This window comes from Trichocoleus sp. FACHB-591 (assembly GCF_014695845.1).
Classification (GTDB): domain Bacteria; phylum Cyanobacteriota; class Cyanobacteriia; order FACHB-46; family FACHB-46; genus Trichocoleus.
In genome coordinates, this window is sequence record NZ_JACJPA010000108.1 from 137,939 (window position 1) to 163,212 (window position 25,274).

A 25,274-nucleotide genomic window follows, 5' to 3' on the forward strand; every position below is an offset into this window, starting at 1 on the left:
GATATCGTTTGTTGTTCCTACCCCATCTTTATGAACGCTGCCATTCTGCCATCTATATTCGTGATGACCTTACTGATGGTGGTGGGTCTCATGTTTTTCATTCGAGCTTCCGTCAAAGACAGAACGCGAGCAGTACAACTGATTGCAGAACAGGCAGAGGAATCGTTACTCAACCGAGTGCAACAATACTTTGACCAACGTGCCTACAAAGTTGCAGCTCTCGATCCAGCCCAAAACCAAGTAACATTTCAAGGTGTAGTACGGCCTAGCTGGTTTTTGGCCGTCTTTTTAACGATATTGGCTGCTGCAGGCATTTTGTGCTTGGCTCTAGTACTGTCAATGCTTTTGCCTGGATTGACCCAGATTTTGCTAGGGACTGTGCTTATGGCACCTCTAGCAGGCTTCTTTTACTGGCAAAAAGCGAAACGTCCAGAACAAGTTTCCCTCAAGATTGAACCCCTTGAATCAGAAGAGTCTCAATCTTGGAGCCGCGTTACAGTCACAGCTCATCGAGATGAGTTGGCTGAATTGCAGCGAGCCCTTAACTTAAGAGCTTGTGACTAATTTGCTTCTCCTGCCCTACCATCTAGAGAAAGCTTGAGGGCTAAATCAAATGACCCCATTCAAACGTTGTGGTTTGAGTGGGGTCCTTGTTTATATCAGTCCAACTGATTTCCCGTGTCAGCAAAGTATTAAATGTTCCCAACAGACTCATTTGCAAGCTCGACCAATTGAGCTTTAGTGACTGGTGACAGCCACAGGTGCATCTTCTGTATCACCAATCAATACTCTCAAACTGGGAAACAAGAAATGGTTCTCTTCGACATACTGCGCACTGAAGAGCCCTTTTTCAGCCCAGAAGTACCGGTCCGTGGTATGCTCGTTCCGCCTTACAAGTAGCAAAGCTGGGGGAAGAATAGCTTGTGCTTGAATGAATTTTCGAGCAGCTGTAACTGGTTTTTCTTCGCCACTTTCAATGCTAAACTGAGGCACTAACTCCAGAATCCTGCGCCCTTCTAGGCGACGACGACTTTTGCGCTTGCGTCTCCTGGCCAATCTCGATACCTCCTCTTTCTGCCGACAGGTGTAGTGATAGTTACAAAACCGTCGCAAGTATATCGGCTTGAGTTCAAAATTTCAACTTCTTTTAAGTCGTTGATACAAAACTCTACAACTGGCTTCAACAAAGACTAGATAGACCTTTTGAAAGGTCCTATCAGCCGGATGAACGCCTAATAATCTTAATAAGACTTTGAAATTCTTTATATTAAAAACACAAAACCAGACTAGAAACTCATAAAGAGCCGATAGATAGATGTATATGGTGGCAAAACATGCTCTACAACGGAGCGTTAGTTCAGGGAATGTAGAAGGGTTTGTTTTGAGGTAAACCATCTGCGACTGTCTGCATGCTGATACCTACTAGCTCAGAATTTGTGGCGCTTTGTCGCGCTCAGGTAGAGCTCTTGACCCAGGGGTTAGGAGCCTCTCTCAGCGTGGTTTACCTGACCGAAGAAATGGCGGATGGCACTGAGGCCAAGCTAATTCCAGTAGTGGCTTATCCTGAGAGCGCTGCTGCTTGGGATGATGAGCACTTTTTATTGCCTGCCGCAGAAGCAACACTGCCGCGCTTGCTAGCGGCAGATGCTAGCCCTGCTACGTCTACTCAGTCTGCTTTGAGCCCACCGTTCTTGGCAGAGGATGAAGTTGGCCCCAATCCAGAGCAATTCCATAACGAGGCTTTACAGCACCAACGCCAAGTTGTATTGCCTTTGATGCATGAGGGCATGGTGATGGGACTGCTCGTGACCGAGCGAGACGATCGCGCTTGGAGTGAACAAGAGCGATCGCAAATTGAACAAGTGGCCCATACCTTAGCGTTGGGCTGTGTCTTAGACCAACGTAGTCAATGGCTAGAACGGGAACAGCATCAACAGCGACGGCTCCAGGCTCAGCAATATAATCTGTTCGACACCTTGTTACATCAGTTTCGCAATCCCTTAACGGCGATGCGAACCTTTGGCAAGCTCTTGCTGCGACGCCTTGGCACTGGAGACCCAAACCGGGATGTGGCCAGTAGTATTGTGCGGGAGAGCGATCGCTTACAGGAGTTGTTACAACAGTTCGATCAAGCCATTGATTTGGGTAGAGCTGATTCAACGCCTTTAACACTCGCTCCTGCTCAGACAGATAGTTCTACACCACCCAATAGCGCTGTGCCTGCCAGTTCGCAGTTTGAGTCGTCGGTTGACTTTGCCATTGACCGCTCTGAGTCAAGTGTCAATCGGGCGAGTAGTATTCGATCTGGGCCTTCTGTGCCTTTACTGCCCGCGGCTGGATTTCTGACAGGTGCCAATCTCAAGCTAGAGCCCTGCGCGATCGCTAGTATCCTAGAGCCTTTGGTTGCTTCGGCTAGCGCGATCGCCCAAGAACGAGAACTAGTATTGTATACCCATATTCCATCTGACTTGCCTTGGGTGAAAGCCAATGCCAAGGCGCTCCGAGAAGTATTAAGCAACCTGTTGGACAATGCCCTGAAATATACACCCGCGCAAGGGCAAGTCTATGTGGAAGTCAGTACAGGCTGGTCTGTGCCCCTACCCCGCAGCCATGCTGACTGGTTAGGCATTGCTATCTGGGATACAGGACCAGGGATTCCTCCTCAAGATCTAGCGCATTTGTTTGAGCGGCACTACCGGGGGGTACAAGCCCAGACTGGGATTCCGGGGACTGGGTTGGGCTTAGCGATCGCCCATGATTTGGTGCAGCAAATGCAAGGCGAGATTCAAGTGTTTAGCCCCGCGCAGCAAAGCAGCATTGTGCATTTTGTGCGGCCTCTCCCCCTTGCGGTAGGACCAGGAACCGCTTTTGTCGTTTGGTTACCGCTAGCTTCAACGGCCAAAGCCGCCTAAAAAAGCCCTCAAACAAAAAGCTGCTAAACAAAAACGATCGCAACTACGAAGGTCACGATCGCTGTTTGGTTGAGTGGGAAGTTGCGTATCTAAATTGGAGTGCTTAAGTCAAACTGAAATGTTTGCAGTTTAACTATGGCGCTTATGCCGCTAATTGAGCTTACTGATTGGTAGAACCGGTGGGGAGAACCAAATCAGAGTTCAGCGTTAGATTCAGGTCTTGGTCGGGATCAACTCGAATCAAGGTAACGCGATCGCGGCCTAGGAAGAGTCCGATCAGACCACCGATGCCAGCACCACCCAACACTTCTTCCGTGGCGATCGCTCGGTCTCCAGTCACAGCAGCCACCGCTGCGGCAGCAGCAGCACCCAAAGCGGCATCCTTGACGATGGTGCCCGCACTAGCGCCCTTACGCACCTCTTCAGTCGTGGTGATTACTTCAGAGCTAGCATTCAGTTGAATTCGCTGACCACTGGCCAAGACGAGTTCTCGGGCAACGAACTGAGAACCACCTTCAGCGGGGCGCAACTCACCAACTACTCGGCTTCCCGATGGAATGAGTACGGTCCCTTGAGAAGTGGTGATGTTTTGAGCAACTGTGAGAGTCAAAGGCGCGGTTTCATCGGGCGTGACTAAAATTCTCTCAGCTTCGCCATATTTCACCGGAATGGTGGTGCCAGAAGGAATTCTGACTTGAGTTGGCGTCTGGACAGGGGGACGCTGGCCTACGACATAGGGAGAGGTGATGGCCGTTGCTTGTCCAGAGCTAACCAAAGCTTGGTAAATAAAAGCTGCAACTTCAGCTCTGGTCGCGACTTCGTTAGGATTCAGCAGTCTGATGTTGGGGTAGTTAACCACAATCTGCTTGTCTGTGGCCGCCGCGACGCTGCTCCGAGCGTAGCTGGGAACTTCAGCTGCATCAGTGTAGTACTGTTGCAAGACGGTTTCTACTTCAGTGCTAACGGAGTAGTCTAAGCCGTTTGCCAAGGAAACCAAAACTTGAACACGAGGAATATTTTGGTTGGGTCGGAAGACGTTACCAGGGTAGCCAGCTAGGAAGCCAGTTGTATAGGCTTCCTGAATCGCGCTATAGGCCCAATAGCTCTGAGATACGTCCACAAAATTTACAGCAGACCGCTCTTGAGACCGACTAAAGGCTTTGCGGATCATGGCCGCGAACTGAGCGCGAGTTACAGGCTCGTCGGGACGGAATGTGCCATCAGGGAATCCAGCGATGACATCTCGCTCAGAGAGTTCACGAATAAAACTAGCGGCCCAATAGCTAGAAGAAACGTCAGAAAAGCTAGTGGTTTGTGCTTGAGCAGGCATCATCATAACCATTGGGGCAGATGCGCCGGCAATGGTGCTCAGGGCTAAAAATGCAGCGGTTCCAGACTGCCAACGGTTGAAGCTAGACATATTGAGGGCGTTCTCCAAAAAACAAGAAGCAAATCCGTTATCTTAATCAACTAGACCTTATTAGAGGTAATTTGTTCCTAAAACTATCTAGGGTTAGAAATTCAGTGATTTCAATGACAAATTACCTAGAATCCTGCAATTTCTGGCCTAAGTTGACATTTGACATTCTTAGCTTATGGACGTATGGGGAACTCAATTAGTTTCTCCAATACGGAGAATTTAAGCGGCCAATTTTAGGGTTCCTAGTAAAAGGGATACAAGTGCTCTGACCCAAATTCGGGCACCAAAGCAAAAATGGGAGCTGAAGCAAGTTCAACCCCCATTGATTAGGACCCATTGATAGGACAGCGATCGCCATCCGTCTTATAAATCTTGTGCTTACCCTGCTTGGGGCGCGTTGGCGCAAACGTAATTAATAACTGCTTTGGCACTACTGCCTGTGGCAGGGTTAGCGAGTCTACCGCGATCGCTATAGTCAAACTTCTGGAGCACTTTGCGGCTCTTGTCGTAGGCGGTGAGCCGTCGTAGCCGAGTAGTGCCTGCCTTGCAGTCTACAGAGCGGTAAATTACAGCGCCGTAAACAGGTTGGTTGACTGGGGAATCTAGAAACACGTTGTTAGGCTGCTTGAAGTCACGGTACTCCCAATACCACACGCTACCGCTGCGATTCTCAATGGAACTGGCATCGACTAGAAAGCGATCGCCCACTGAGTTGACGGTGACTTGGACCCATTTTTCGGCTAAGGCTGTGGGAGCGTGAGCCAGTAGAGCGGCAGTCACAGCTAATTTGAGCAAATGTCGCATAAGCATTGAGTCTTTCAGGAACGGCTATGTTTAATTGTCCTGGGCGTTGGTGCCAACCGCACGTTCTAAAACTGAACCATCCACGGTTTTATAATCGGCAATTTTCCAGGCTCCATCGATTGATTCCAAGCTATAGCGAACCAGTCTGGTTTGGAAATCGGTTTGGCTCGGATCAACTTTGCCGTCACGGTACAGGGTGCGGTCTTCAGTGATTTTTAGCTCTACCGTGGCTTTGTTTTGGTCAGCCACAAATCGCTCGACCGACTCTACTTTCTGCACGCCAAAGCGGTAGTAAGCTTGGTTGTCTTTGAGCCAGGCGATCGCGCCATCGTCCCTAACCAAGGAACCATACAGTTCTCCCGTGGTGAACTGCTGCACAGGTTGCCGATCGAAAGGAGGAGCGAAAATGCGTGACTTGGCTGCCAGCCATTCTGTAATCAGCCCCACCGCTTGATTCTGTGAGAGAGCTGCATTGTTGGCTGCGCCTGTCTGAGTGGGCACTACCACTCCTGAGGTTTTCGGGGAGGAGCCATTTTGGTTCCTCGCAGGTTGGGTGGCTGGTGGCTGAGCAGAGTTTTGTTTAGTAGGGGCCGAGCCAGAACGGCTCCGGGTTAGATATCCCTCTACATTCTGAACTGCCTTTTGAGCATAGGTATCATTCGGGCGCTCATCCACGGCTCGCTTAAAGTTCAACAGCGCTGAAGGGTAGTCTCCCTTCTTGGTTGCGGCATAGCCAGCCTGCATGTAGCGCTCATATTCGTTTTGAGAAGCAGGGGAAGCCGCATTAGCAGACGTAGAGGAGGTAGAAGCAGAATTAGAAGTAGAAGCGGCGTTCCTAGAAGCAGCCCCAGGTCTAGAGGCGGCGTTGGGTGACTTCAGTTTCTGATAAAGACTAAGCACTTTGTTGGTATAAGGACTGGTGGCGGCGTTGGTGTAGCGGGTTGAATCGCCCGTCATCCACCAAGCGGCGACTCGTTGCACTGCGATCGCTTCACTATTGCCACTCGCAGGATACTCATCTTGCAAGGCATCTTTGATGATGCAGGTGATAATAGTCCGCGCCGTGTTGGCGTTAGCGCCAAATTGTTCTGGAGTCACTTCTCGACCCGTACAAAATTTTGCCCAACGAGGAATATTTCCCGGCTGCACTTGCCAATCGCTGTACAAACCATCCTGAGAGGTTCCGGTTTGCGGAGCGGCTTGTCGAATTGCTTCTACGAGTGCGTTTACCTGAGCGCTCGAGACTTGCGCTTGCGCTGGCAAAGTCCACAGTCCCAAACTGACAATCAGTCCACCCAGAAATAACTTCATAGCTTGCCTCGTACCAACTCTAAGCAACTCGCAATAGTAGAAGTTAAAGCAATTATACAAATTTGTCTTTCCCTCATCAGACAGACCCTGAGGGAGATTAGTAAGTTCCAGGTGAGTACCATCCTAAAAAAAGGGTGGATTTGATGCCCAGATCTCCCTGAACTACTGGAGGTCTATGGCTCAATCCACCCCTATTAAGATATAGATAAATCCATTCGGGCCATTACACGAGTTGGTTAAAGCGGTCGATAGGCGCGGTAGTTGATGCTGGGGAAGATGTTGTCAATCTCCTCAACTTTTTCTAGCCAGCCTGAATCAACTTTGCCTTGGTTTAGGTCGTCGTAGAGTTTGTTAAAGCGCATCAGGTGCGATCGCGTCCGGCGGACCGCATAGGGCACCATTGTCCCAGTCCGCATAATGAAGGCCCAGTCAGAAGATTGCGCCAGCAGCAGTTCGCGAGCGGCTTGGTTGAGGGCACGCCACTCTAGTTCATCGGCAGGCTCTCGTTTGCCCAATTCAATCATCCGCTCCGCCGCTTTGTGCAAATGCGGGTAGATCCAGGCGTTGGTTTCATTTAACCAGTATTCGTGGAAGCCTTTGTAGCCCCAGCTTGACTGCGAGGGCTTACAAACCTGCTGAGTTGGGTTTAAGCGCAGGTAGTCGGCTAAGTGGGTCATCTGATAGGTTTGCTGGTCGTACCAAGACTTGCGGAACAGGTAGTCAATAAACCAAGGACCTTCGTACCACCAGTGACCAAAGAGTTCAGCATCATAGGGTGACACAATGATCGGCGGTCGCTGCATAATGCCATGCAAGTGCTCCACCTGACGCTGACGGTTGAACATAAAGTTGCTGGCGTGGTCTGCCGCTTTTTCCTTCGCCCAATAGGGGTCGTACAAAGCTTTGTCCCCTAAACCCAGCCCGCGTCCAGTAATCTTGTGGTACTTAATGCCTACGTTCTTGCGCTGGCCGTTGGGCATAATGTAGGGCTTGATGTAGTCGTAATCGGCTTCCCAGCCCAAATCTTTGTAAAACTCGCGGTATTCCGGTGCACCAGGATAGCCCACTTCCGAAGACCATACCTGCTGCGAAGACTCATGGTCCCGTCCAAAAGCAGCAACCCCAGTTTCAGTAAAGATGGGGGCATAAGTACCAAACCGGGGCCGAGGGCGAGCGTAGAGAATACCGTGGCCATCGGTGAGGAAGTAGCGCAGCCCTGCGTCGGCCAGCATCCGCTCTACTCCTTCGTAGTAGGCGCATTCTGGGAGCCAGATGCCTTTGGGCGGTTGACCGAAGTTTTCTTCGTAATGCTCGCAAGCGACTTTAATTTGGGCCCACACGGCTTGCGGATACATCTTCATGAGCGGGAAGTAGCCGTGAGTTGCCCCGCAGGTAATAATTTCTAAGTTATTGCTATCTAGAAACTGTTTAAATCCTTTAACTAAATCGCGATCGTAGTGCTCCCAGGTTTGCCGAACTTCCTTAAATTCTTTGGCGTAGTATTCGGCGAGGTAACGAATATGCCCGTTGTGCTCGTTGTGATCAATTTCCTTCTCTAATAACTCTTCTAGTTGAGCGAGATGGTGATCAAAGCGTTCCTGTAATAGTGGGTCACGCAGCATAGACACCAGGGGCGGCGTCATACTCATCGTGATTTTGAAGTCAACCCCATCCCGTTTTAAGCCTTCGAATACCCGCAACAAGGGCACGTAAGTTTCAATAATTGCTTCATACAACCACTCTTCTTCCAGAACGTAGTCACTTTCGGGGTGTCTGACAAAAGGTAGGTGCGCGTGCAGGACGAGGGCAAGATATCCGATGCTCATAGAAATTCTAGGATAGACCGTTGTTTGATTCGGAATTCGGACTTACAGGATGCAAAGATTGTAAAGCGAAATTACGACAACAAGTAACTTACCGGGGAAGGCTGTGCTGTCTACACCTAGAAAAGTATCTTGAGAAGCAACTTAGCGGTTGATAGCAGTGGCTCAGTCTAGCAACTCAGCGCGATCGCTGTTTTTTATTGTTCACCCACCTGTTGTAATGCCGGGAAGTTTCTCTGATATGCAAAAGTCTGTTCTCTTTGTTGTTTGGGTGGTCACGAGCAGTCTGTGGGCAAGTCAAACAGCTCAAGCTGGAAGTTCCAAAGCTTTTCTAGCCCCAGTGCAGACGCCACTGCCAGCCCAAACTCAGCCGCGATCGCTCTTAGTTGCTGATGAGGTTGCGCTCGATCAAGCTCAAAACAGCAAACCAACTAAACCAACCCTGATGTTGCAAGACTTGCCACCTGGGTTTCAGCCACTCTCAGGACCAGAGCTGACAGAACTGAGCCAAAGCTTGTCGGCAGGCGGGTATGAAACTGAAAGCTTGTTTGCGTTCCAAGAAGCCGAACATTTCGAATACATCATCGGCTTCACCACCCCCCTATCGACACCAGAAGCACAAGCTGCTTTTGACTCAGAACTACGGCAAGCTGGTTTTCTAGAGCAATTTGCCCAAGGATTTCAACAGGGTGCAGCTGGCATTAAAATTTCCAACAAAGGCGCTTTGAAGAACTTAGATGGTATTGGTAATGCGATCGCAGGCTTCGGCTTTACGAGTAACATTCAAACTATTCCAATGCGAATCGAGTTAGTCGTCTTCCGGCGAAACCAAATCGGCGCGTTTCTTTGGATTATGTATCTTGACGGCGACAAACCCGTGATTTCAGTAGGTCAAGTTGCTCAAAAACTAGACAGTCGTGTATTAGATGCTGCTAAAGCTACCCAGGTACCGCAAGTAGTATTGGACCAGTAAACCAATAGATTCTGCATAGAGCGGATATGGATCTGTCTAAATTAATAGATTTGACTGCAAAAGTTAGAGTATCAAAAGTGATAGGAACGCCGTACTTTTTCTGACTCAGAGGAGATGAAGAAGTAGTCTGGGTCAACCTTTAATAGATCTGTGAGAGTCGCCGATATAGCTAGCAGTCGTGAGAGCGATGCTCAGTTTTGCCTACTTAGTCGTCTGGAGCACCCTTGATCATGACTGATCATGCCGCCAATTCTTCCACTCCTCCCGTCAATACGCCTCCCACAAATGTGACTGGTCAGAATGCAGCTGCTGCTCCGGAGGTTGTATCTACCCTAGATACTCCAGAAGCGATCGCAGAGGCACAGCTACCAATAGATGCACCGATAGATGCAGAAGATGGAATCGCAGAGCTTCCTGCCAAGCAACACGCCTCGCTGTGGTCAGCCGTAACTCACAATCTGCACAATCTGAGTGATACGGTCAGTAATCGGGCCAATCAAGTTGGGAAGGCAGCTCGAAGCACAGCTACAGGAGTGGGAGGTGCGATCGCCCATACGACTCTAAAAGCTGGCCTTCAAGCGGGTAAAGCTGCCGTCGAACTGGGGGAAATCACAGCTAAGCAAACTCAGCAACTCTTGACTCAGGCAACTCAAGGGGCAGGAGAAGCCGCAGCCTTCGTCGGCAATAACCCAGTTTTACGCAAAGTTGGCACTCGCCTTAATTGGGGTTGGTTGCTAGATGCCACCAATCAGGTTGATTTAGCGAAAGCTGAGGCTGCTGTTCAGGACTTGCGACGCCAGCACCCCAACCATAGCCCTAGCCAAATTTCTCATACGCTCATGATGCAGAAAGCGGTGTATGCAGGGGGCGTGGGTCTAGCAACCAGCATGATTCCGGGCGTTGCCACAGCGCTTCTGACAGTAGACTTAGCAGCGAACATGGCTTTGCAGGCCGAAATGGTCTACCAAATTGCCGCAGCCTATGGCTTAGACCTACGTGACCCAGCTCGTAAAGGCGAGATTCTAGCTATTTTCGGGGTGGCTTTGGGTGGGGGCCGTGCGCTCAAGCTGGGGCTAGGATTACTGCGAAATACGCCGATCGCCGGAGCCTTGGTAGGGGCGAGTGCGAATGCTGCCATGCTGTACTCGCTGGGTTACGCAGCTTGCCGCTTTTACGAAGCCCAACTCAACGAAGATGTCTCAGACGCCAAACTCTCTGAAGTGCAGCAAGCGAGCCAAGAGTATTTGCAAGTGGCGATCGCTCAGCAAGCGATTATGGATCAAGTTTTGGTGCATATGATTTTAGCCGGGACCGACAAACGCTCTTGGGACGAAATTCTACCGACCCTGAAAACGCTCAATATACATCCTTCATCTCTAAAGACCATCGCCGAAAATTTGCAAAATCCCCAACCTTTATATCTTCTGCTGAATCAACTCAATCCCGATTTTGCCGTACCTCTATTAACCCAGAGCCGAAAAATTGCCTGTCAAAATGGCAAGGTCACACCCCAAGAAGCTAAGATTTTGGAAAGTATCGCCGAAAAATTTGAGATTGAATCCTCGGATCATGCAGCCTGTCAAGACGACGCTGGTTAGTGCTCCTATAGTTCAAGCGGCAAGCCATCTGGATCTTGAAAAAAGGTGAACCGTTTCCCGGTGAGCGGTTCAGGAAACGAAAGTAGCTCGATTTGGTCGCGATCGCCCACCTGCAAATCCAACTTATAAGAATCACACTCCGCCCGAAACGTTTCTTTGATAATTGGAAACCCTAGAATCTCTACATAAAAATGTTTGGACTGCTCGTAGTCCGAGCAAATAATTGATACATGATGAAACTTGTTTATTTTCATCTCAAGCTCCAATTTGTTGAATATTAGAGGAACTCTCGCTAGAGCTTTATACCTCCTGTATCAAAAGTCTATTATTTATTCTTATTGAGCAAAAATTTGTGTTGTTATTTCGGGAAGCTTAGCTCATTAGCTAATTTTTGGAATACCAACATGAGATTTTTGAGTGCTTTAATTGGATTCACAGGTGGTTTAGTTGTAGCGATCGCCCCATCAACGCTGACTCAAGCCACAGACAACTCCTTAAGCTACTCAGCATCCCTGGGTTTACCAGGTAACTACAATGGTCCTGCTTGTATTCAATTAGGCCAGTGGGATGGTAGTGCAGCGATCAATTTAGAAGCCAACAAATTTTATACTGGCATCCAAATTTCTAACTCCAGCATTAGAGTTACGAAAGCCTTAAATATCAACATTAATCAAAATCTAGGACAAGTAATTAAGCTGTCTAGCGATCGCGCCTTTTACCCAACCTTAAATCAAGGACAGTGCAAAATCAAAAGTGGAGCTTTGCAAGTTCACTCCTTAAACTGGTTCCGACGATGAAAACCTCGCTCAATCATCCTTAAGCAATTTCTCGGAATTTTCTCTCAATAGCCCAGATTAGAATACAGGTATCCAAGTTTGGATTAGTCCATCATGGGACAAACCTTATTAGTTTTAGGTATTCTTTTCTTCTTAACCACTTCGGGCCTGAAAATGGACCGGGAATACCAGCGCGGGGTAATTTTCCGCCTAGGTCGAATCAGGGGAGTTAAAGGCCCAGGAATGTATTGGATTATTCCTTGGGTTGACCAAAAATCTCAGTTAGATATCCGGACCAAAACCGTTAATATTGAACCCCAAGAAACTGTCACTGCTGATAGTGTCACTATTAAAGTAAATGCAGTTTTGTATTATCGAATTATCGACCCTGCTAAAGCCATCAATAAAGTTGAAAACTATGAGATGGCAGTTTATCAAATTGCTCTCACAACTTTACGGAATGTTGTAGGGCAAAACATCTTAGATGATGTGCTACAAAACCGCGACAAAATCAACTTCAAAGTTCAAGAAATCGTGGATGAAATCACTGAACCTTGGGGCGTGGTAATCGAGCGGGTAGAAATGAAAGACGTAGAAATTCCGCCCAATATGCAACGAGCAATGGCCAAAGAAGCCGAAGCTATCCGAGAAAAACGGGCGCGAATCATCAAAGCAGCCGCAGAACAAGAAGCTTCCGTTAAATTAGCCGAAGCCTCCAAAAACATTACCGAAAATCCATCTGCCCTAGAACTGCGACGCTTGCAAATGCTGACAGAAATCGGGGCCGAGAATAACACTACCACCATCATCATGATGCCGTCAGATTTTGTAGCGGTCGCCAAGCGCTGGGCCGAAGGTGGCGCAAACGGCTCTACTCCCGAACCAACCCCCTACCAAGGCACCGCTATTCCCTTTGTCGCTCCAATAGAACGTCCCCTACAGGATGCTTCAGAAAGCGATCGCCCCACCTAAAAACTCTTGTACCTTCTATTCCCTGCCCGTAAGCAAACCATTCATACCCTTTTGGAGGGAACCTGAGGGACGTAACCGTCCCTCAGCGGGGGTTTGGGGGCAAGCGCCCCCAAGGCATTTGATTTTAGCGATAATTATTAAACTGCAAAGCCACAGGCAAATCTTCCTGCTTTAGCCGTTGAATCACCGCCTGCAAATCATCCTTATCCTTTGCAGACACCCGCACCGCATCTCCTTGAATCGATGCCTGCACCTTCTTAAACTCATCACGAATCAGCAAAGAAATTTGTTTTGCAATCTCTTTGCTGATTCCTTTCTTTAACTTAATTTCCTGCCTAACTCGGTTGCCACTCGCCGACTCCACGGTGCCATAGTCAAAGATTTTGAGCGACAGATTACGCTTTGCAGATTTTGTTTGTAGCAGCGTATGGACTGCATCAAGCGTAAACTCGCTATCTGTATTAATCGTAATGACATCTTCACCAAGCTCGACCGTCGTCTTGGTGTCTTTTAGGTCAAAGCGGCTTTTGATCTCACGAATTGTTTGATCGATCGCATTCACCAACTCTTGACGATCGAAATCACTCACAACATCAAATGAAGAAGTAGCAGCCATAGAACCACAAAGAATATTAAACGTTCAAATTTAGATTAATGCAGGGAAGTCAAGCTCGTACCCATCAATGTGGCAATACACAGAGTACCAATGCCAAACATTAGCGATCGCCCCAGCGGAATATCCAGAATGTAAAACAGCGAAAACAGCAACCGTGCCACCAAATACGCGATCGCCGCACCCGCCACCCAAATAGAATCTTGCTGCGTCACATAAGCCATCAAAGCTGCTGCCGCAAACAACATAAACGATTCAAATGAGTTTTGGTGTGCCCAAGTTGCTCTCTGAGCGTAAGGCGGTAACTTCTCAAATACTGCTCGTGGCACTCTAGAATCATACCCAACCTGTAGCCGACCATAGGCGACAACCAGAAAGGGAATATAGATAAGCAATGCAGCCCCAGCAATGCTGTAGAGCAGAAGTGCTGAAACTGGCAATGGCAGAGACATTGTTTACCTCAACAAAGAGTTAGTCAAAGTAAAACAGGGTGATAATTCGGCGCTGCTCTTCAGCGTCTTGACAGGTTTTGAGCAACGTCTGACTGTCATGGAAGGCAAAGCAAATGAGCTGCTGGCAGCGAGAAACAATCTCTAGGTTGCACAGCGCACTTGCTTCAGCCAAAGTTAAACTGTCATTCTCTGGGTTCTCTACCAGGTGCATCACCTGGGCCAATTGTTCGCGAGATTCGCGGGGTTGGCGCTCCAAACTTTGAGGCAGAATTACCGTCAGCAAGTTTGGGTCAGCCCGCATGGCACCCCGAATCGCTGCGGAATTGGTTCCTGTTGCCCCGGAGGTAATGAGACGATTACCGGATAGCACCAAGGCATAACTCATCATTTCAATTAAGTGTTGATGAGTAATTGGAACGTGACGGGACCCCAGCAAGGCGATGCGTTTAGACCCTGTTTGCTGAATGGTCGCCAGCTCTTGTAAGAAATCGTCTACTTTAGGCAAATCTATCGATTGACTCAAAGCCAGTCTCAGGCTGAACAACCTCGCTATTTTACCAGACAGAACCTTGATTTAACTGCCTGTATGCTCAAGTCGCACATAACTCAGCTGAGTAGCTGCATAGCTTCCTCACACCAAGCTATCCAATCTGACTCATAGCCGATGCCTTTGCGGAGAGTCAAGTAGCGAAACTGAGCTTCTATCGGTAACGCTTGAGGGTTAGCAAAATGCTGCTCCTCAATGCTGCGATAGAAGGCTAACTGTTTGGCATGTAAGTCGCGACGTCGCTCTAGTTCTTGCAAGATCACGTCACGGGGCACTAAGTTGCCTGAAAACATTTTGACTAACAAGGCTTCTCTAGTTGGGCTGGGGTCACTAGCTTGCCCCAGCCAATTAATCAATTGCTGCTTACCCAGTTCGGTGACGTGATACAGCTTTTTATCTGGTCGGCCAGCCTGAGCGATCGCTTCTACCTCAACCCATTGCTGTGCCTCTAGCTTGCCTAACTCCCGATAAATCTGCTGATGACTGGCTTGCCAGAAAAAGCCGACAGAGCCGTCAAATTGTTTTGCCAGGTCATAGCCACTCTGAGCAGAGTCGGTTAAAAGCACCAAGATTGCATGAGCCAAAGACATAGTTCTTAATAATTGGCATATGCAATTTTTTGCATATAAACTGGTTTGCATATTCAACTTATTGCATATCAATGTATCTCGAATAGCTTAAATCTCAAATTTCAGCCATTTCAACCCTGGAGTAACTGTCTTATGGTTAGTACGGCCCAACCGACGCAAACTCAAACAACATGGTCTAAGGCGATTCCCCCCACCAGCACGAATGCGATCGCTCAACCTATAAAAGAATTTGGCCTCACGCCCTTATCGGTGATTTCGGGGGCAATTCCTCCCGGATTAAGGGGTTCACTCTATCGCAATGGCCCCGCTCGCCTAGAACGAGGTGGCTACGATGCCCAGCATTGGTTTGATGGCGATGGCGCAATTCTCGGCGTGCATTTTACCGATAGTGGTGCCACTGGAGCCTACCGCTTTGTTCAAACAGCAGACTACCAAGCAGAAGCCCAAGCAGGTCGCTTGCTCTATGGCGGCTATGGCACCATGCCCTCAGGCTCCCTCTGGAATCGGCTGACGAAAGGGACAAAAAATGCTGCGAATACCTCGGTGCTAGCTCTGTCGGACAAACTTTTAGCGTTGTGGGAAGGCGGACAGCCTCACGCCCTAGATCTCCAAACCCTAGAAACATCAGGCATAGAAAGTTTAGGCCAATTGGGTGGAGAAAAACGCTATTCGGCTCACCCGAAACAAGACCCGCAAACTGGCGAGATTTTTAACTTTGGTGTGGGTTACGGCAAAACAGGCATACTGCACGTTTATCGCAGCGACAAAACAGGCCAAATTCGCCAGCACAACGCGATCGCCCTAGATGGTTTCCCCTTAATTCATGACTTTGTCCTAGCAGGGCCGTATCTGATCTTTTTCATCCCCCCTGTGCGGCTCAATCCTTTCCCTGTCCTGCTAAAACTGCAAAGCTACAGCGATGCCCTGACCTGGAAGCCCGAACTCGGCACTCAAATTTTAGTTCTCGATCGGGAGACTCTCGCTGTAGTGAGCCGTGGCGAAGCAGATCCTTGGTATCAGTGGCACTTTGGCAATGGCTATGTAGACCCCAATGGCGTAGTTGTTGTAGATATAGTTCGCTATCCAGACTTCCAAACGAATCAGTATCTGCAAGAAGTCGCAACTGGGCAGACTCACACGATCGCTCAAGGTACTTTATGGCAACTCCGACTCCAGCCTGAGTCAGGTAAGGTTCTAGCCATGACAGAACTGCTCGATCGCGGTTGCGAATTTCCCGTAGTGAATCCCCAAGAAGTCGGGCAAGCCTCGCGCTTTACCTATCTCTCCGCTCATCGTCCTGGTGCGGATATTAGCCAAGAGATGTTTGGGGCGATCGCTCGTTTTGATCACCAAACCGGGCAAAGCATGACTGCAGATTTAGGCGATCGCTGCTATCCCACAGAACCCATCTACGCGCCAGATTGCGAAAATCCTGACCAAGGTTGGATTCTGACTGTAGTGTTTGACAGCAAAGCAGATCGCAGCGAAGTGCAAGTGTTTGCTAGCGATCGCCTGAATGATGCTCCGGTTTGTCGGCTAGCGTTGCCTAGTATCATTCCCTTGGGCTTTCATGGTACCTGGAAACCAAACTAAGCCAAAAACCTACTGGAGGGTTACAGCGGGTTCTAGATTCAATTTTGCCATGAGCTGATTAATGTCAAAATGCTCCGCTACCATTTGCTGGACATACTGCATCTTGATCGGCTCATGCAGACGCACCTGACCAAAGGCACGGTCAATGATTTCTACCGTGGTTAGTGTATCAAGGTCTACGGAGAGAATAGGAATTTCCAGATCATCTGCGCGACTAATAATGGTGCGTGAAGGTGGCAAATGCCCAGTCAAAATCAGGCATTGCGTCGAGGTTTCCAGGGCGGCAAGCTGAATATCTGTGCGATCGCCTCCCGTGACCACCGCCATATTTCGTGCTTTTTGGAAATACTTCAAAGCGGAGCTAACATTCATCGCCCCGATCGTCAGGCTTTCCACCATCAGATCTAAGCGATCGCCTCGGCAGAGCACTTCAGCATTGAGCTGATTGACCAGCTCGCGCACACTGACACTCCGCAGTAAATCACTACGCGGAAATAGCCCTAGCACCGGAATTTCATGCTGCGCTAAAAAGGGCCGCACCACCTTGTCCACCGTTTCTAACTGCTCTTTGGGAATATCGTTAATTAACACACCAATCAAGCGATCGCCCAATTGCTGCTTGGCAGCCAGCAACCCGTCCACCAGCAGCAGCGAGTGACAACGCGCTACCAATAACACAGACGCATCCACCGTTTCTGCTACTTGGAGGAGCGAGAGATCAAACAAACTCCCCTCTTGCAGCGTTCCTGGCCCCTCTAAAAGCACCAGGTCTCCTCCCTGCATCTGCAAGTATTGCGTCAGGATTTGGCGATAATTGGTGTGGTCCAAACCTTGAATCCGATTTTGCACTGTCTGCTCATCCAAAGAGAGCAACGTTGGCTGCAAGCGATTTTCAGATAAATTTAGAACTTGAGAGAAAAACCGCACATCTTCATCCAGCGCATCCGTTCCAGATTCGCTTAAGCAGGTGCCCAAAGGCTTACCATAGGCAATGTCTAGGCCTCGCTCTTTCAACTGGTAAGCCACACCCAGGATCATGGCTGACTTACCACTGTAAGCTTCCGTTGATCCTACTAACAAATATTTCGGGGACTTTGGCACGTCCTCACTCCTGAATTAACCGCTTTGAACTTCGCTTGCTATCCCCTTTATTGTACGGTGATAGAATGCTCGACTCGGAATTTGACTTAGTCCTCTAAGCGCAAGAGCTTGCGGTAGAAGGCTTGCGAGAAATCAGCATTGCGACTGCGCTTGAAGGTCATCAACAAGTCAATCAAGCAATCGACAAACTCAAAGTTAGCCATCATTAATTCGTAGCTCAGCTCCGCATTACCTTCAAACTGCATCCGGCAACGAGTTAAGTCTGCGGGCAGCATGGATACGTTCCAAGTAGCAATAAATGGAATCCCATCCCCGCCCTCAATTTTGCGCTGTCCTTCTAAAGCTCCCTTCTGATAAAGGCTGATGGCAAGGGGCAGCACATTTCGCTTGTTGCCCTGATAGTAGGGCATGTAGACGTTGACATCCCGGCTAGCAGCTGGCTGGAGTTGTTCGATGGACATGCTCGAATTTTCCTTAATTTCGGCTTTATTCAAACCCCGTGACAGGCAAGATACCTAGAAATTTTCTTGGTAAGTTGATGACTGCCAGTAGATAGTATTCCCGATTCCTCTCAGTATTTAAACACCTGAGCGACTTGGTCTTGGGTGAGCTTGCCTGCAACTTGACTACGACGCTCCTTAATTACGGCAGAGCTGGCAATTAATTATGGCTTTGCTGTAGTATTCTGAGTTGACCTAATGCACTTCGATCCAGACGCTTCGAGTTAGGCAAACGACCCGGATTCCAGATGCCTCTGCTGAATTTTTTTCTGCATCTGGAGCCAGATTGCCTATTCTGATATTTAACACCTGCTTCAGAATTAAAGTTATGGCACCTCTGGTTGCAAATTACTACTTGACCTATCGCTGCAACGCCCGCTGCCACTTTTGTGACATCTGGGCATTGGAGCCGCCACATGAAGCGAGCTTTGAGACTATCAAGCAGAATCTCCAAGATCTACGACGGCTAGGAGTTAAATATGTAGACTTCACAGGTGGTGAACCACTGCTGCGAGCCGATGTAGCGCAGATCTATACGGAAGCAAAGCAGCAGGGCTTCCAGACCAGCATGACGACGAACACGATTCTCTATCCCAAGAAGGCGAAAGAGATTCAAGGTCTGGTTGATTTTCTTAATTTCTCACTGGATGGTGGCGACGCTGAGACCCATGATCAGTCGCGGGGTGTGAGAATTTTTGACACCCTAGTTGAGTCGGTCAAACTCGCTCATTCCTTAGGAGAGCACCCGGTTCTTAACCATACAGTGACGGCTCAAAATTATGAGCGGATTGGCGAAGTGGGTGAGCTGGGTCTGCAGCTAGGGGCGCGCGTTTGGCTCAACCCTGCTTTCACCGCTCACAGCAACTACAACGATAAGAAAAACCCAACGCCTGATATGGTGGCCGCGATCGAAGCAGCTGCTAAGAAATTTAACAATGTTGGTTACAATAAGGCTGCCCTGGCTTTTATTGAGGCTGGTGGTAATGACACCAAAAATCCACGCTGCAAAGCGGTGGATGCTGTGATCGCTATTTCACCCGACGACAAATTGCTCCTACCCTGCTATCACTTTGCTCAAACGGGTGTCCCGATTGAAGGACGGCTGTATGAACTTTATCGCCAAAATGAGGTGGTAGAGGAATATCGTCAGTCGCAGGGCAAACTATCTGTCTGTGAAGGCTGTACGGTTTGGTGCTATCTCATTCCCAGCTTCTTCAAGGGTGTAGATAAATATTGGTGGTTGAATCAAATAACCTATGCGGGAGAATTCCTGGCCCGGAAACGATTCCTTCAGCGAGTTTGAGTCCCTTGGCTCTCTTTTAACTGACTTATCGGAGGTAGAAGAGGATTTAGAAACTCCCTCTTATAAGGGTTTTAGAGGTCGGCGACGCAAAGCTGCTTTTACACTCACAATGATTTGGAGTGGCACGATCGCCCTCCATTTATTTTCTTGGGGCATTTGGGTTGTGATTGGCTTAACCACGGTTGTTGGAATCCACGCCCTGCGGATCATGCTGGCTCGACCTTTACCAACTCCAGAACCTTTGGCAGAAGTGGATCAAGCAGATTGGCCTTACGTCTCTCTGCTGGTTGCGGCCAAAAATGAAGAGGCAGTGGTTGGCAAGCTGGTCAAGACGCTGTGTAATCTGGATTATCCTGCCGATCGCTACGAGCTTTGGGTGATTGATGACAGCAGCACCGATCGCACCCCAATTTTGCTTGATCAGTTGGCTAGAGAGTACCCGCAACTTAAGGTTCTGCATCGAGCGGCAGGCGCGGGCGGTGGCAAGTCGGGAGCTTTAAATCAAGTTTTACCCTTAACTCAAGGGGAAATTCTGGCTGTTTTTGATGCAGATGCTCAGGTGTCTCAGGACTTGCTGAAGCGTGTATTGCCTCTGTTTCAACGGCCTCAAGTGGGTGCGGTGCAGGTGCGAAAGGCGATCGCAAATGCTGGCACCAACTTTTTGACCCAAGGGCAATCGATTGAAATGGCGCTGGATGCTTTTTTCCAAGAGCAACGCATTGCTTTGGGAGGAATTGGTGAACTGCGAGGGAATGGTCAGTTTGTCCGACGCTTAGCTCTAGAGCGTTGTGGCGGCTGGAACGAGGAAACCATTACCGATGACCTAGACCTCACCTTCCGCTTACACCTCGATCAGTGGGACATCGATTTTCTAGCGGTGCCTGCGGTTGAAGAAGAAGGGGTGACTCGCTCGGTAGCCCTTTGGCATCAACGCAATCGTTGGGCAGAGGGAGGTTATCAACGGTATTTAGATTACTGGCGTTTCCTGGCTCGCAATCGTCGGCTTAGCCCTCGAAAGACGTTTGATTTATTCGTTTTTTGGCTGATCCAGTACATTTTGCCGACCGCTTCCGTCCCCGACTTGTTGATGGCGATCGCTCGTAATAGCTCACCTCTCCTCAGCCCGCTGGCTAGCTTAACGCTAATGCTCTCGTTTATGGGCATGTTTGTTGGTTTACGCCGTTACCAGCAACCTAAACTAGCGGCAACTCCAGTCGAGGCTCGGGCAGATTTAGACACTTCTTTCTGGACGAGGCTGTCGCAATCTTTGCAAGGAACTATCTATATGTTCCATTGGTTGGTGGTTGTAGCCAGCACGACCGCGCGTATTTCAGTGCGACCGAAGCGCTTGAAGTGGATCAAGACCATCCATCAGGGCACTGAAGATGAAGTTTGGCTGGATCTGCCAAAGCAAACCTAAGCGGACGAAAGGGCAATCGCGATCAAGACCGCTGCAAATGGATTTCTGAAAACGGTTGGTGTTATGCCAGCCGTTTTTTATTTAGAATGGCACTTCATCTGCTTCTGCGCCTGGATCGGTTTCATCCCACTCGCTAATCGGGGGCGCGACTACTAACTCATTACCGTCAGAAGTCCAACCGCTCTCCAAATCAACTACCTTGCCTCCGAAAAACTCTGCTAGCCGCTTGGCTGCGCGTGTGACTTCGTCTTCTTCTTGCCAAGGAATGTTTTGCAGTGATGGCGGCTCGATCGCAGCATTCGCATCTGCTGTCGCAACGGGTTCTGATGGAGCAGCGGTGGTAGATGTAGTTTGGGTCGGCTGGGAATAGCTCGACTCAGGAGCAACAACAGGACGACTAGCGTTTTGTGGCCCTGGGGTTGGAGGTTGAGAACTACTTTGTGGTGGTCTTTCGGTCAGTCGAGGGGGCTGAGGTGCGATCGCTCCAGAAGATTGAGCATTGTTCTCAGGAGGTGTTTGGATGGCAGGCGCGGGTTCAGCGGCAGTGGCTACGACTAGAGCTACTTTGACGGGATATCCCACGGCTTTCTGAAACGCTTCCTCGACTATTGGCAAACTGCGCTGAGCAATCTTAACTAAAGGCTGCGATCGCACTCCCACTTTGGCTTGTTGTTTGTCCAGCCCTAGCAGATAGCACTGTTGACCCAATAATGCTTGTGTACCCCGTAACTCAATACAACCTAGAACTTTTTGCCATAACTGCTCTAAGTTCAGCGATGGGACGGCTTCGGTTGCTGGCGTCCCTCTGTCTATCGGATCAACGAATGGTGGCTCTTGTGCAGCTGCTTCTTGCCAATTATCGAGTTCGCTAATGGAGGTAATCAGAGGTTCAGGCTCTGTCAATTCGATTGCTGTGGTTTCTACAGCGGCGATCGCTTCATCAACTTCTACATGAGTGGTTTCAACCACATGAGCTGCGCCATTCTGAGCGGTTTCATGGACTACAGTTTCAGTGACAACTGCCGCTTGAATATGACTGCTGGTTTCTACCGTTTCTGAAATCAATGCAATAGTGGGCTGAGGTGCAGAAACTAACGCACTCAAGGCACTGCGAAACTCCTGATCATGCAAGAGGGCCTGAGCGATCGCACCTGCCAGGACTTCCAAATCTGCCGCTGGAGTAGAGAGCTGATATTTGCTGGCAACCTGAGTCAACAATTGCTGCAACTGACCAGCCACACTAGGTGTTTTGCCATTAGACGAGCTGATCGCTGTGGGTTTAACAGGTAAGGAAGTTGAAGATGTTGGGACAGGTTGAATTGTCGGTGGAACTGGAATCCATTGGGGTGCAACGGGAGCAGCACTCACGACAGACGTTTCTACTCCTAACTCAGAAGGCAACAAACCTAACAGCGTCACTTCCAGCCATAGACGCGGCTGAGTCGTGTTTTTAATTTGCACCTCGGCAGCTCGGAGATACTTTTGCCCCTCTAGAATTAGAGCGATCGGGAGCTGCTGAGCAAACTGACACAATTGCGCCCAAGTCGGTGGCGTAATCGCGACTAAATCTCCTCGACTCGGCGCAGTTCTGGCAATGAGTAGATCGCGGTAGAAACTGGCTAGATTTTGTAGGACGATCAGGGGTTCTCGACCCCGATTCATCAAGTGACGTGCCCCATCAAGAACTTGAGCAGGGTCGTTGGTGGCGATCGCTTGCAACAAAGCCAACAAGTCTCGCTCTGGCACCGCTCCAACCAAATCCCAGACTCGCTCAACCGTCACTTGTCCTTCTAGCAAGCTCAGTTGATCTAATAAGCTCTCGGCATCCCGCAGTCCACCCTGAGCAATTTGCCCCACCAGTTGCACCGCATCAGGAGCAATGTTGATCGATTCATTGTGGGCGATCGCGCTTAAGTGATGCACCATCGCCTCTAGGGGAATGCGCCGGAAGTCGAACCGTTGACACCGCGAAATAATCGTAGGCAGTACCCGCTGCGGATCAGTTGTCGCCAACACAAACACCACGCGATCGGGCGGCTCCTCCAACGTCTTCAGCAACGCGTTGAATGCGGCGGTACTAAGCATATGACATTCATCGACCACATAAACCTTGTGGCGACACTGAACCGGGGCAAATTGCGATCGCTCGATCAATTCCCGAATGTTGTCTACGCCCGTGTTGCTGGCTGCGTCGATTTCAATTACGTCTAGCGCAGAACCATTGGCGATCGCTCGACACACTTCACATTTGCCGCAAGGGGTTTCTGTGGGTGCGTCACTTTGCAGGCAGTTCAGCGATTTAGCCAAAATTCGGGCGCTGGAGGTCTTACCCGTTCCCCTCGCTCCTGTAAATAGATAAGCGGGAGCAATCCGCCGCTGCCGCAAAGCATTGGTGAGTGTCGTGGCGATCGCTTCTTGCCCCACAAGTTCTGCAAAAGTTTGGGGCCGATATTTGTGGTGTAGCGGTTCGTAGGGCATTGATTTAAGGGCAGTCCCAAAGCTCGGGAGTCAAAAAAATCTGCGGCAATGGCAGAGCAGATATCAGTATAGAGTTCTATACTCTAACCACTGCAATCCTATAGTTTGAACGCAAGTTTTCCATGTAGCAAAACACTATGCCACAGAAGATCGTTTGAAAGGTTGAATAGTACAAGCGTTTCAGTCTATTTTATCGTAGTGATTTCGAGATTGTGTGAGGAATGCGATCGCCCTTTCAACTCGCTTGTTGCAGTTCGGCGTAGTGCCAGCGGGTAACATTCCCTTCGGTGTGGCTGACCAAGATGCCGAGAGATTCTAGGCTTTCGAGATGGTCGGCGATCGCTTGTTTTTTCGGGCGGCTCCTTTGAACTGCGCTACGACTTGCTCTACTGTCCACTCGCCACCATTCGTTCTGAGTAGATCACGAATGGTGGCGAGTTGATCTTTGGGTTTCTTGGGCCACGCGATCGCTCCTTCTCCGATTGCACTATGACTGACCTCTCCCCCAACCCCTCGCCGACGCGGCGAGGGGCTTTGATCTTGCTCCCCTTCCCTACCAGGGAAGCGGGGTGGTTTCAAAGTGAACAGAGGAAAATGAGGATGGACTGAATCCTATCAATTCATCAGTCCATGTCCCTCATTACTCAATTAAAAACCATCCCTGACCCACGAGGTCAACGAGGCAAACGCTATCCGCTTTGGCTGCTGATGTTTCTCGCTTTGCTCGGCAGCTTGTGCAGCTACTGGGGCTATCGTCCTCTAGCAAAATTCTGCTCCAAGCATCAGTCTGCCTTGGCTCCATTGCTAGAGTCGGACTTGCAGACACCGCTGCTGCCTTCCTCGTCCACCTTTCGTCGGTTGTTTCTCCTTATCGAAGCCCAAGCTTGGGTGGATGCCTTCAATGTTTGGGCGCTCTCCCACGCCCCAGAGTGGGCAGAATTGGACTGGGCGATTGATGGCAAGAGTATCAGATGCACTTCCAGTGGGGACAAACTTCCGCGCAGGACTTTGCTTGCCTGGTGTCGGTGTATGGGCAAAGAAGCGGAGTGGTGCAGTTGGCCTTGATGTTCAACCGCAGCGAGAGCGAAATTGCCGTGGCGAAGCGCTTGGTGCAAAGCGTTACAACGGCTCCCACCCTGGCCCAGTCCTTACCCCTTGGCTTCAATCTGGATGCTCTGCATCTGCAAGTCGGCACCTTAAACTTGCTCGAGTCCCGGCATTGCTCCTATGTCATTGCCCTCAAAGCTAATCAAAAGCAGCTTTACCAACGGACTCAACGCCTCGTGCAGCAACAGGCTCCTCTGGCTCAAGCTAGTCATCGCGAAACCCAGCGTGGACGTCAGACTCAGCGAAGCATTGGTGTCTATCCCTTCTATGACAATCTCCCCAAACGCTGGGCTTAAGCAGGTCTGTCGGATTGCTGTGGGTTCATCGTCGAGGCACTCGCTCAGGCCAACCGTTGAGGAAGACCATTTCTACCTCAGCAATGCTCAGCACGAAGCCGCCGTCTTCCTAGAGTGGATTCGCAGCCATTGGCACATTGAGAATGGTCTGCCTTGGGTCAAAGATGTCACCTTCAAGGAAGATGACCCACCCCGACGAGGGGGGCAGGCTCCGATTAGCTAGGCTGTCGTTCATTTGTTCTTCATCACCTTAGCTCGTCGTTTAGGGATGTGGACGGTGCCTGATTGCCAGAGCGATCTCGCCAATCAGGTCCATGAGGTTTTTTCTTGGCTAACATGAAACCATCCTGCCCTCCCTACCAGGGAAGGGGCCGGGGGTTAGGTTTAAATTGAATACTAGGGGTAAACTTCTAAATTTTGCGAAGGCTCTGACGAAATTCTTTAACCGCTGCTAGAGGCTGGGGATAGTTAATGGACCTCTTGTAGATTAGAACCAATCACTGAGCTTGAGACTGCTCATAGTTGTACAAAGCAGCAATCAAATTGCATCGCAGCCCAAAGCGACGACAGCAATTGCGATAGCACTCAGCCAAGATTCTAAAAATCTTCAAGCAGCGATTGACCTGCTCAATCACGACCCGATCGCGAGCTAAGGTGCGATTGTAAGCTTTGTCCTCACAACTCG

At 49.5% G+C, this 25,274-nt stretch carries 27 protein-coding genes; 12 read left to right on the top strand and 15 right to left on the bottom strand.

Annotated elements, in window-relative coordinates; genetic code table 11:
• Positions 1–30: 30 nt before the first annotated feature.
• On the top strand, positions 31–564 hold the full coding sequence (locus tag H6F90_RS22710) for a cofactor assembly of complex C subunit B (protein ID WP_190554409.1): 534 nt from the start codon (positions 31–33) through the stop codon (positions 562–564).
• Positions 565–738: 174 nt separating this feature from the next.
• On the opposite strand, the gene H6F90_RS22715 is transcribed toward H6F90_RS22710, so the two are convergent.
• Positions 739–1,056, bottom strand: a complete 318-nt coding sequence (locus H6F90_RS22715; RefSeq protein WP_190431260.1) for a DUF3155 domain-containing protein — start codon at positions 1,054–1,056, stop codon at positions 739–741.
• A gap of 353 nt (positions 1,057–1,409) precedes the next feature.
• On the opposite strand from H6F90_RS22715, the gene H6F90_RS30855 reads away from it, so the two are divergent.
• Entirely contained in the window at positions 1,410–2,912 is a 1,503-nt protein-coding gene (locus tag H6F90_RS30855) for a GAF domain-containing sensor histidine kinase (RefSeq protein WP_190554410.1), read from the top strand.
• Between the two features lie 160 nt (positions 2,913–3,072).
• On the opposite strand, the gene H6F90_RS22725 is transcribed toward H6F90_RS30855, so the two are convergent.
• From H6F90_RS22725 to H6F90_RS22740, 4 genes are all read right to left on the bottom strand, one after another.
• The gene (locus H6F90_RS22725) at positions 3,073–4,332 is read right to left on the bottom strand and encodes an S-layer homology domain-containing protein (protein ID WP_190554411.1); all 1,260 of its coding nucleotides are present in this window, start codon (positions 4,330–4,332) and stop codon (positions 3,073–3,075) included.
• Positions 4,333–4,710: 378 nt separating this feature from the next.
• Positions 4,711–5,142 carry a surface-adhesin E family protein gene (locus H6F90_RS22730; RefSeq protein ID WP_242016724.1) on the bottom strand — a complete coding sequence of 144 codons (432 nt, stop codon included), beginning with the start codon at positions 5,140–5,142 and terminating at the stop codon, positions 4,711–4,713.
• Positions 5,143–5,166: 24 nt separating this feature from the next.
• Complete coding sequence (locus tag H6F90_RS22735; protein WP_190554412.1) at positions 5,167–6,447, bottom strand: ARC6/PARC6 family protein; 1,281 nt, start codon at positions 6,445–6,447, stop codon at positions 5,167–5,169.
• A gap of 236 nt (positions 6,448–6,683) precedes the next feature.
• Positions 6,684–8,273 (bottom strand): glycoside hydrolase family 57 protein, encoded by a 1,590-nt coding sequence (locus tag H6F90_RS22740; RefSeq protein WP_190554413.1) that lies wholly within the window; start codon positions 8,271–8,273, stop codon positions 6,684–6,686.
• 157 nt (positions 8,274–8,430) lie between these two features.
• Between H6F90_RS22740 and H6F90_RS22745 the strand changes: the two genes are divergently transcribed.
• Entirely contained in the window at positions 8,431–9,243 is an 813-nt protein-coding gene (locus H6F90_RS22745) for a hypothetical protein (RefSeq protein ID WP_190554414.1), read from the top strand.
• Positions 9,244–9,473: 230 nt separating this feature from the next.
• On the top strand, positions 9,474–10,841 hold the full coding sequence (locus tag H6F90_RS22750) for an EcsC family protein (protein WP_190554415.1): 1,368 nt from the start codon (positions 9,474–9,476) through the stop codon (positions 10,839–10,841).
• Between the two features lie 5 nt (positions 10,842–10,846).
• Here H6F90_RS22750 and H6F90_RS22755 read toward each other — a convergent pair whose 3' ends face one another.
• Positions 10,847–11,095 (bottom strand): VOC family protein, encoded by a 249-nt coding sequence (locus H6F90_RS22755; RefSeq protein ID WP_190554416.1) that lies wholly within the window; start codon positions 11,093–11,095, stop codon positions 10,847–10,849.
• Positions 11,096–11,245: 150 nt separating this feature from the next.
• Here H6F90_RS22755 and H6F90_RS22760 point away from each other — a divergent pair, with 150 nt between their 5' ends.
• Complete coding sequence (locus H6F90_RS22760) at positions 11,246–11,638, top strand: hypothetical protein (protein WP_190554417.1); 393 nt, start codon at positions 11,246–11,248, stop codon at positions 11,636–11,638.
• Positions 11,639–11,731: 93 nt separating this feature from the next.
• The gene (locus tag H6F90_RS22765) at positions 11,732–12,589 is read left to right on the top strand and encodes a slipin family protein (RefSeq protein ID WP_190554418.1); all 858 of its coding nucleotides are present in this window, start codon (positions 11,732–11,734) and stop codon (positions 12,587–12,589) included.
• Between the two features lie 124 nt (positions 12,590–12,713).
• Here H6F90_RS22765 and H6F90_RS22770 read toward each other — a convergent pair whose 3' ends face one another.
• From H6F90_RS22770 to H6F90_RS22785, 4 genes are all read right to left on the bottom strand, one after another.
• Positions 12,714–13,205 (bottom strand): YajQ family cyclic di-GMP-binding protein, encoded by a 492-nt coding sequence (locus H6F90_RS22770; protein ID WP_190554419.1) that lies wholly within the window; start codon positions 13,203–13,205, stop codon positions 12,714–12,716.
• 35 nt (positions 13,206–13,240) lie between these two features.
• On the bottom strand, positions 13,241–13,654 hold the full coding sequence (locus H6F90_RS22775; RefSeq protein ID WP_190554420.1) for an MAPEG family protein: 414 nt from the start codon (positions 13,652–13,654) through the stop codon (positions 13,241–13,243).
• A 19-nt stretch (positions 13,655–13,673) separates the two neighbouring features.
• Positions 13,674–14,177, bottom strand: coding sequence for a DNA recombination-mediator protein A (locus H6F90_RS22780; RefSeq protein ID WP_190431271.1), 504 nt, complete (start codon positions 14,175–14,177; stop codon positions 13,674–13,676).
• An 83-nt stretch (positions 14,178–14,260) separates the two neighbouring features.
• Positions 14,261–14,791 (bottom strand): PadR family transcriptional regulator, encoded by a 531-nt coding sequence (locus tag H6F90_RS22785; RefSeq protein ID WP_190554421.1) that lies wholly within the window; start codon positions 14,789–14,791, stop codon positions 14,261–14,263.
• A gap of 132 nt (positions 14,792–14,923) precedes the next feature.
• Here H6F90_RS22785 and H6F90_RS22790 point away from each other — a divergent pair, with 132 nt between their 5' ends.
• Complete coding sequence (locus H6F90_RS22790; RefSeq protein WP_190554422.1) at positions 14,924–16,384, top strand: carotenoid oxygenase family protein; 1,461 nt, start codon at positions 14,924–14,926, stop codon at positions 16,382–16,384.
• Positions 16,385–16,393: 9 nt separating this feature from the next.
• On the opposite strand, the gene H6F90_RS22795 is transcribed toward H6F90_RS22790, so the two are convergent.
• Together H6F90_RS22795 and ebsA are read right to left on the bottom strand one after the other, a co-directional pair.
• Entirely contained in the window at positions 16,394–17,485 is a 1,092-nt protein-coding gene (locus H6F90_RS22795) for a DRTGG domain-containing protein (RefSeq protein ID WP_190554423.1), read from the bottom strand.
• 86 nt (positions 17,486–17,571) lie between these two features.
• Positions 17,572–17,946, bottom strand: coding sequence for a type IV pilus biogenesis protein EbsA (gene ebsA, locus H6F90_RS22800; RefSeq protein ID WP_190431275.1), 375 nt, complete (start codon positions 17,944–17,946; stop codon positions 17,572–17,574).
• Between the two features lie 367 nt (positions 17,947–18,313).
• On the opposite strand from ebsA, the gene H6F90_RS22805 reads away from it, so the two are divergent.
• Together H6F90_RS22805 and H6F90_RS22810 are read left to right on the top strand one after the other, a co-directional pair.
• Positions 18,314–19,288: a radical SAM protein gene (locus H6F90_RS22805; RefSeq protein ID WP_190431276.1), complete on the top strand. Its 975-nt coding sequence runs from the start codon at positions 18,314–18,316 to the stop codon at positions 19,286–19,288.
• Positions 19,242–20,708 carry a glycosyltransferase family 2 protein gene (locus tag H6F90_RS22810; RefSeq protein ID WP_190554424.1) on the top strand — a complete coding sequence of 489 codons (1,467 nt, stop codon included), beginning with the start codon at positions 19,242–19,244 and terminating at the stop codon, positions 20,706–20,708. The genes H6F90_RS22805 and H6F90_RS22810 overlap by 47 nt, the downstream gene beginning before the upstream one ends.
• 81 nt (positions 20,709–20,789) lie before the next feature.
• Here H6F90_RS22810 and H6F90_RS31630 read toward each other — a convergent pair whose 3' ends face one another.
• Both H6F90_RS31630 and H6F90_RS30220 read right to left on the bottom strand, forming a co-directional pair.
• On the bottom strand, positions 20,790–23,186 hold the full coding sequence (locus H6F90_RS31630; protein WP_199296105.1) for a DNA polymerase III subunit gamma/tau: 2,397 nt from the start codon (positions 23,184–23,186) through the stop codon (positions 20,790–20,792).
• A gap of 315 nt (positions 23,187–23,501) precedes the next feature.
• Entirely contained in the window at positions 23,502–23,765 is a 264-nt protein-coding gene (locus tag H6F90_RS30220; RefSeq protein WP_199296106.1) for a hypothetical protein, read from the bottom strand.
• A gap of 51 nt (positions 23,766–23,816) precedes the next feature.
• Here H6F90_RS30220 and H6F90_RS22825 point away from each other — a divergent pair, with 51 nt between their 5' ends.
• The 3 genes from H6F90_RS22825 to H6F90_RS22835 are packed head-to-tail and all read left to right on the top strand — an operon-like array spanning position 23,817 to position 24,812.
• Positions 23,817–24,251 (top strand): transposase family protein, encoded by a 435-nt coding sequence (locus tag H6F90_RS22825; protein WP_190554425.1) that lies wholly within the window; start codon positions 23,817–23,819, stop codon positions 24,249–24,251.
• Complete coding sequence (locus tag H6F90_RS22830; RefSeq protein ID WP_190554426.1) at positions 24,251–24,589, top strand: hypothetical protein; 339 nt, start codon at positions 24,251–24,253, stop codon at positions 24,587–24,589. The genes H6F90_RS22825 and H6F90_RS22830 overlap by 1 nt, the downstream gene beginning before the upstream one ends.
• Positions 24,561–24,812 (top strand): transposase, encoded by a 252-nt coding sequence (locus H6F90_RS22835; RefSeq protein ID WP_190554427.1) that lies wholly within the window; start codon positions 24,561–24,563, stop codon positions 24,810–24,812. The genes H6F90_RS22830 and H6F90_RS22835 overlap by 29 nt, the downstream gene beginning before the upstream one ends.
• 274 nt (positions 24,813–25,086) lie before the next feature.
• Here H6F90_RS22835 and H6F90_RS22840 read toward each other — a convergent pair.
• Positions 25,087–25,274 (bottom strand): transposase family protein (locus H6F90_RS22840; protein WP_304941011.1); only part of this gene is annotated, 188 nt, incomplete at its 5' end.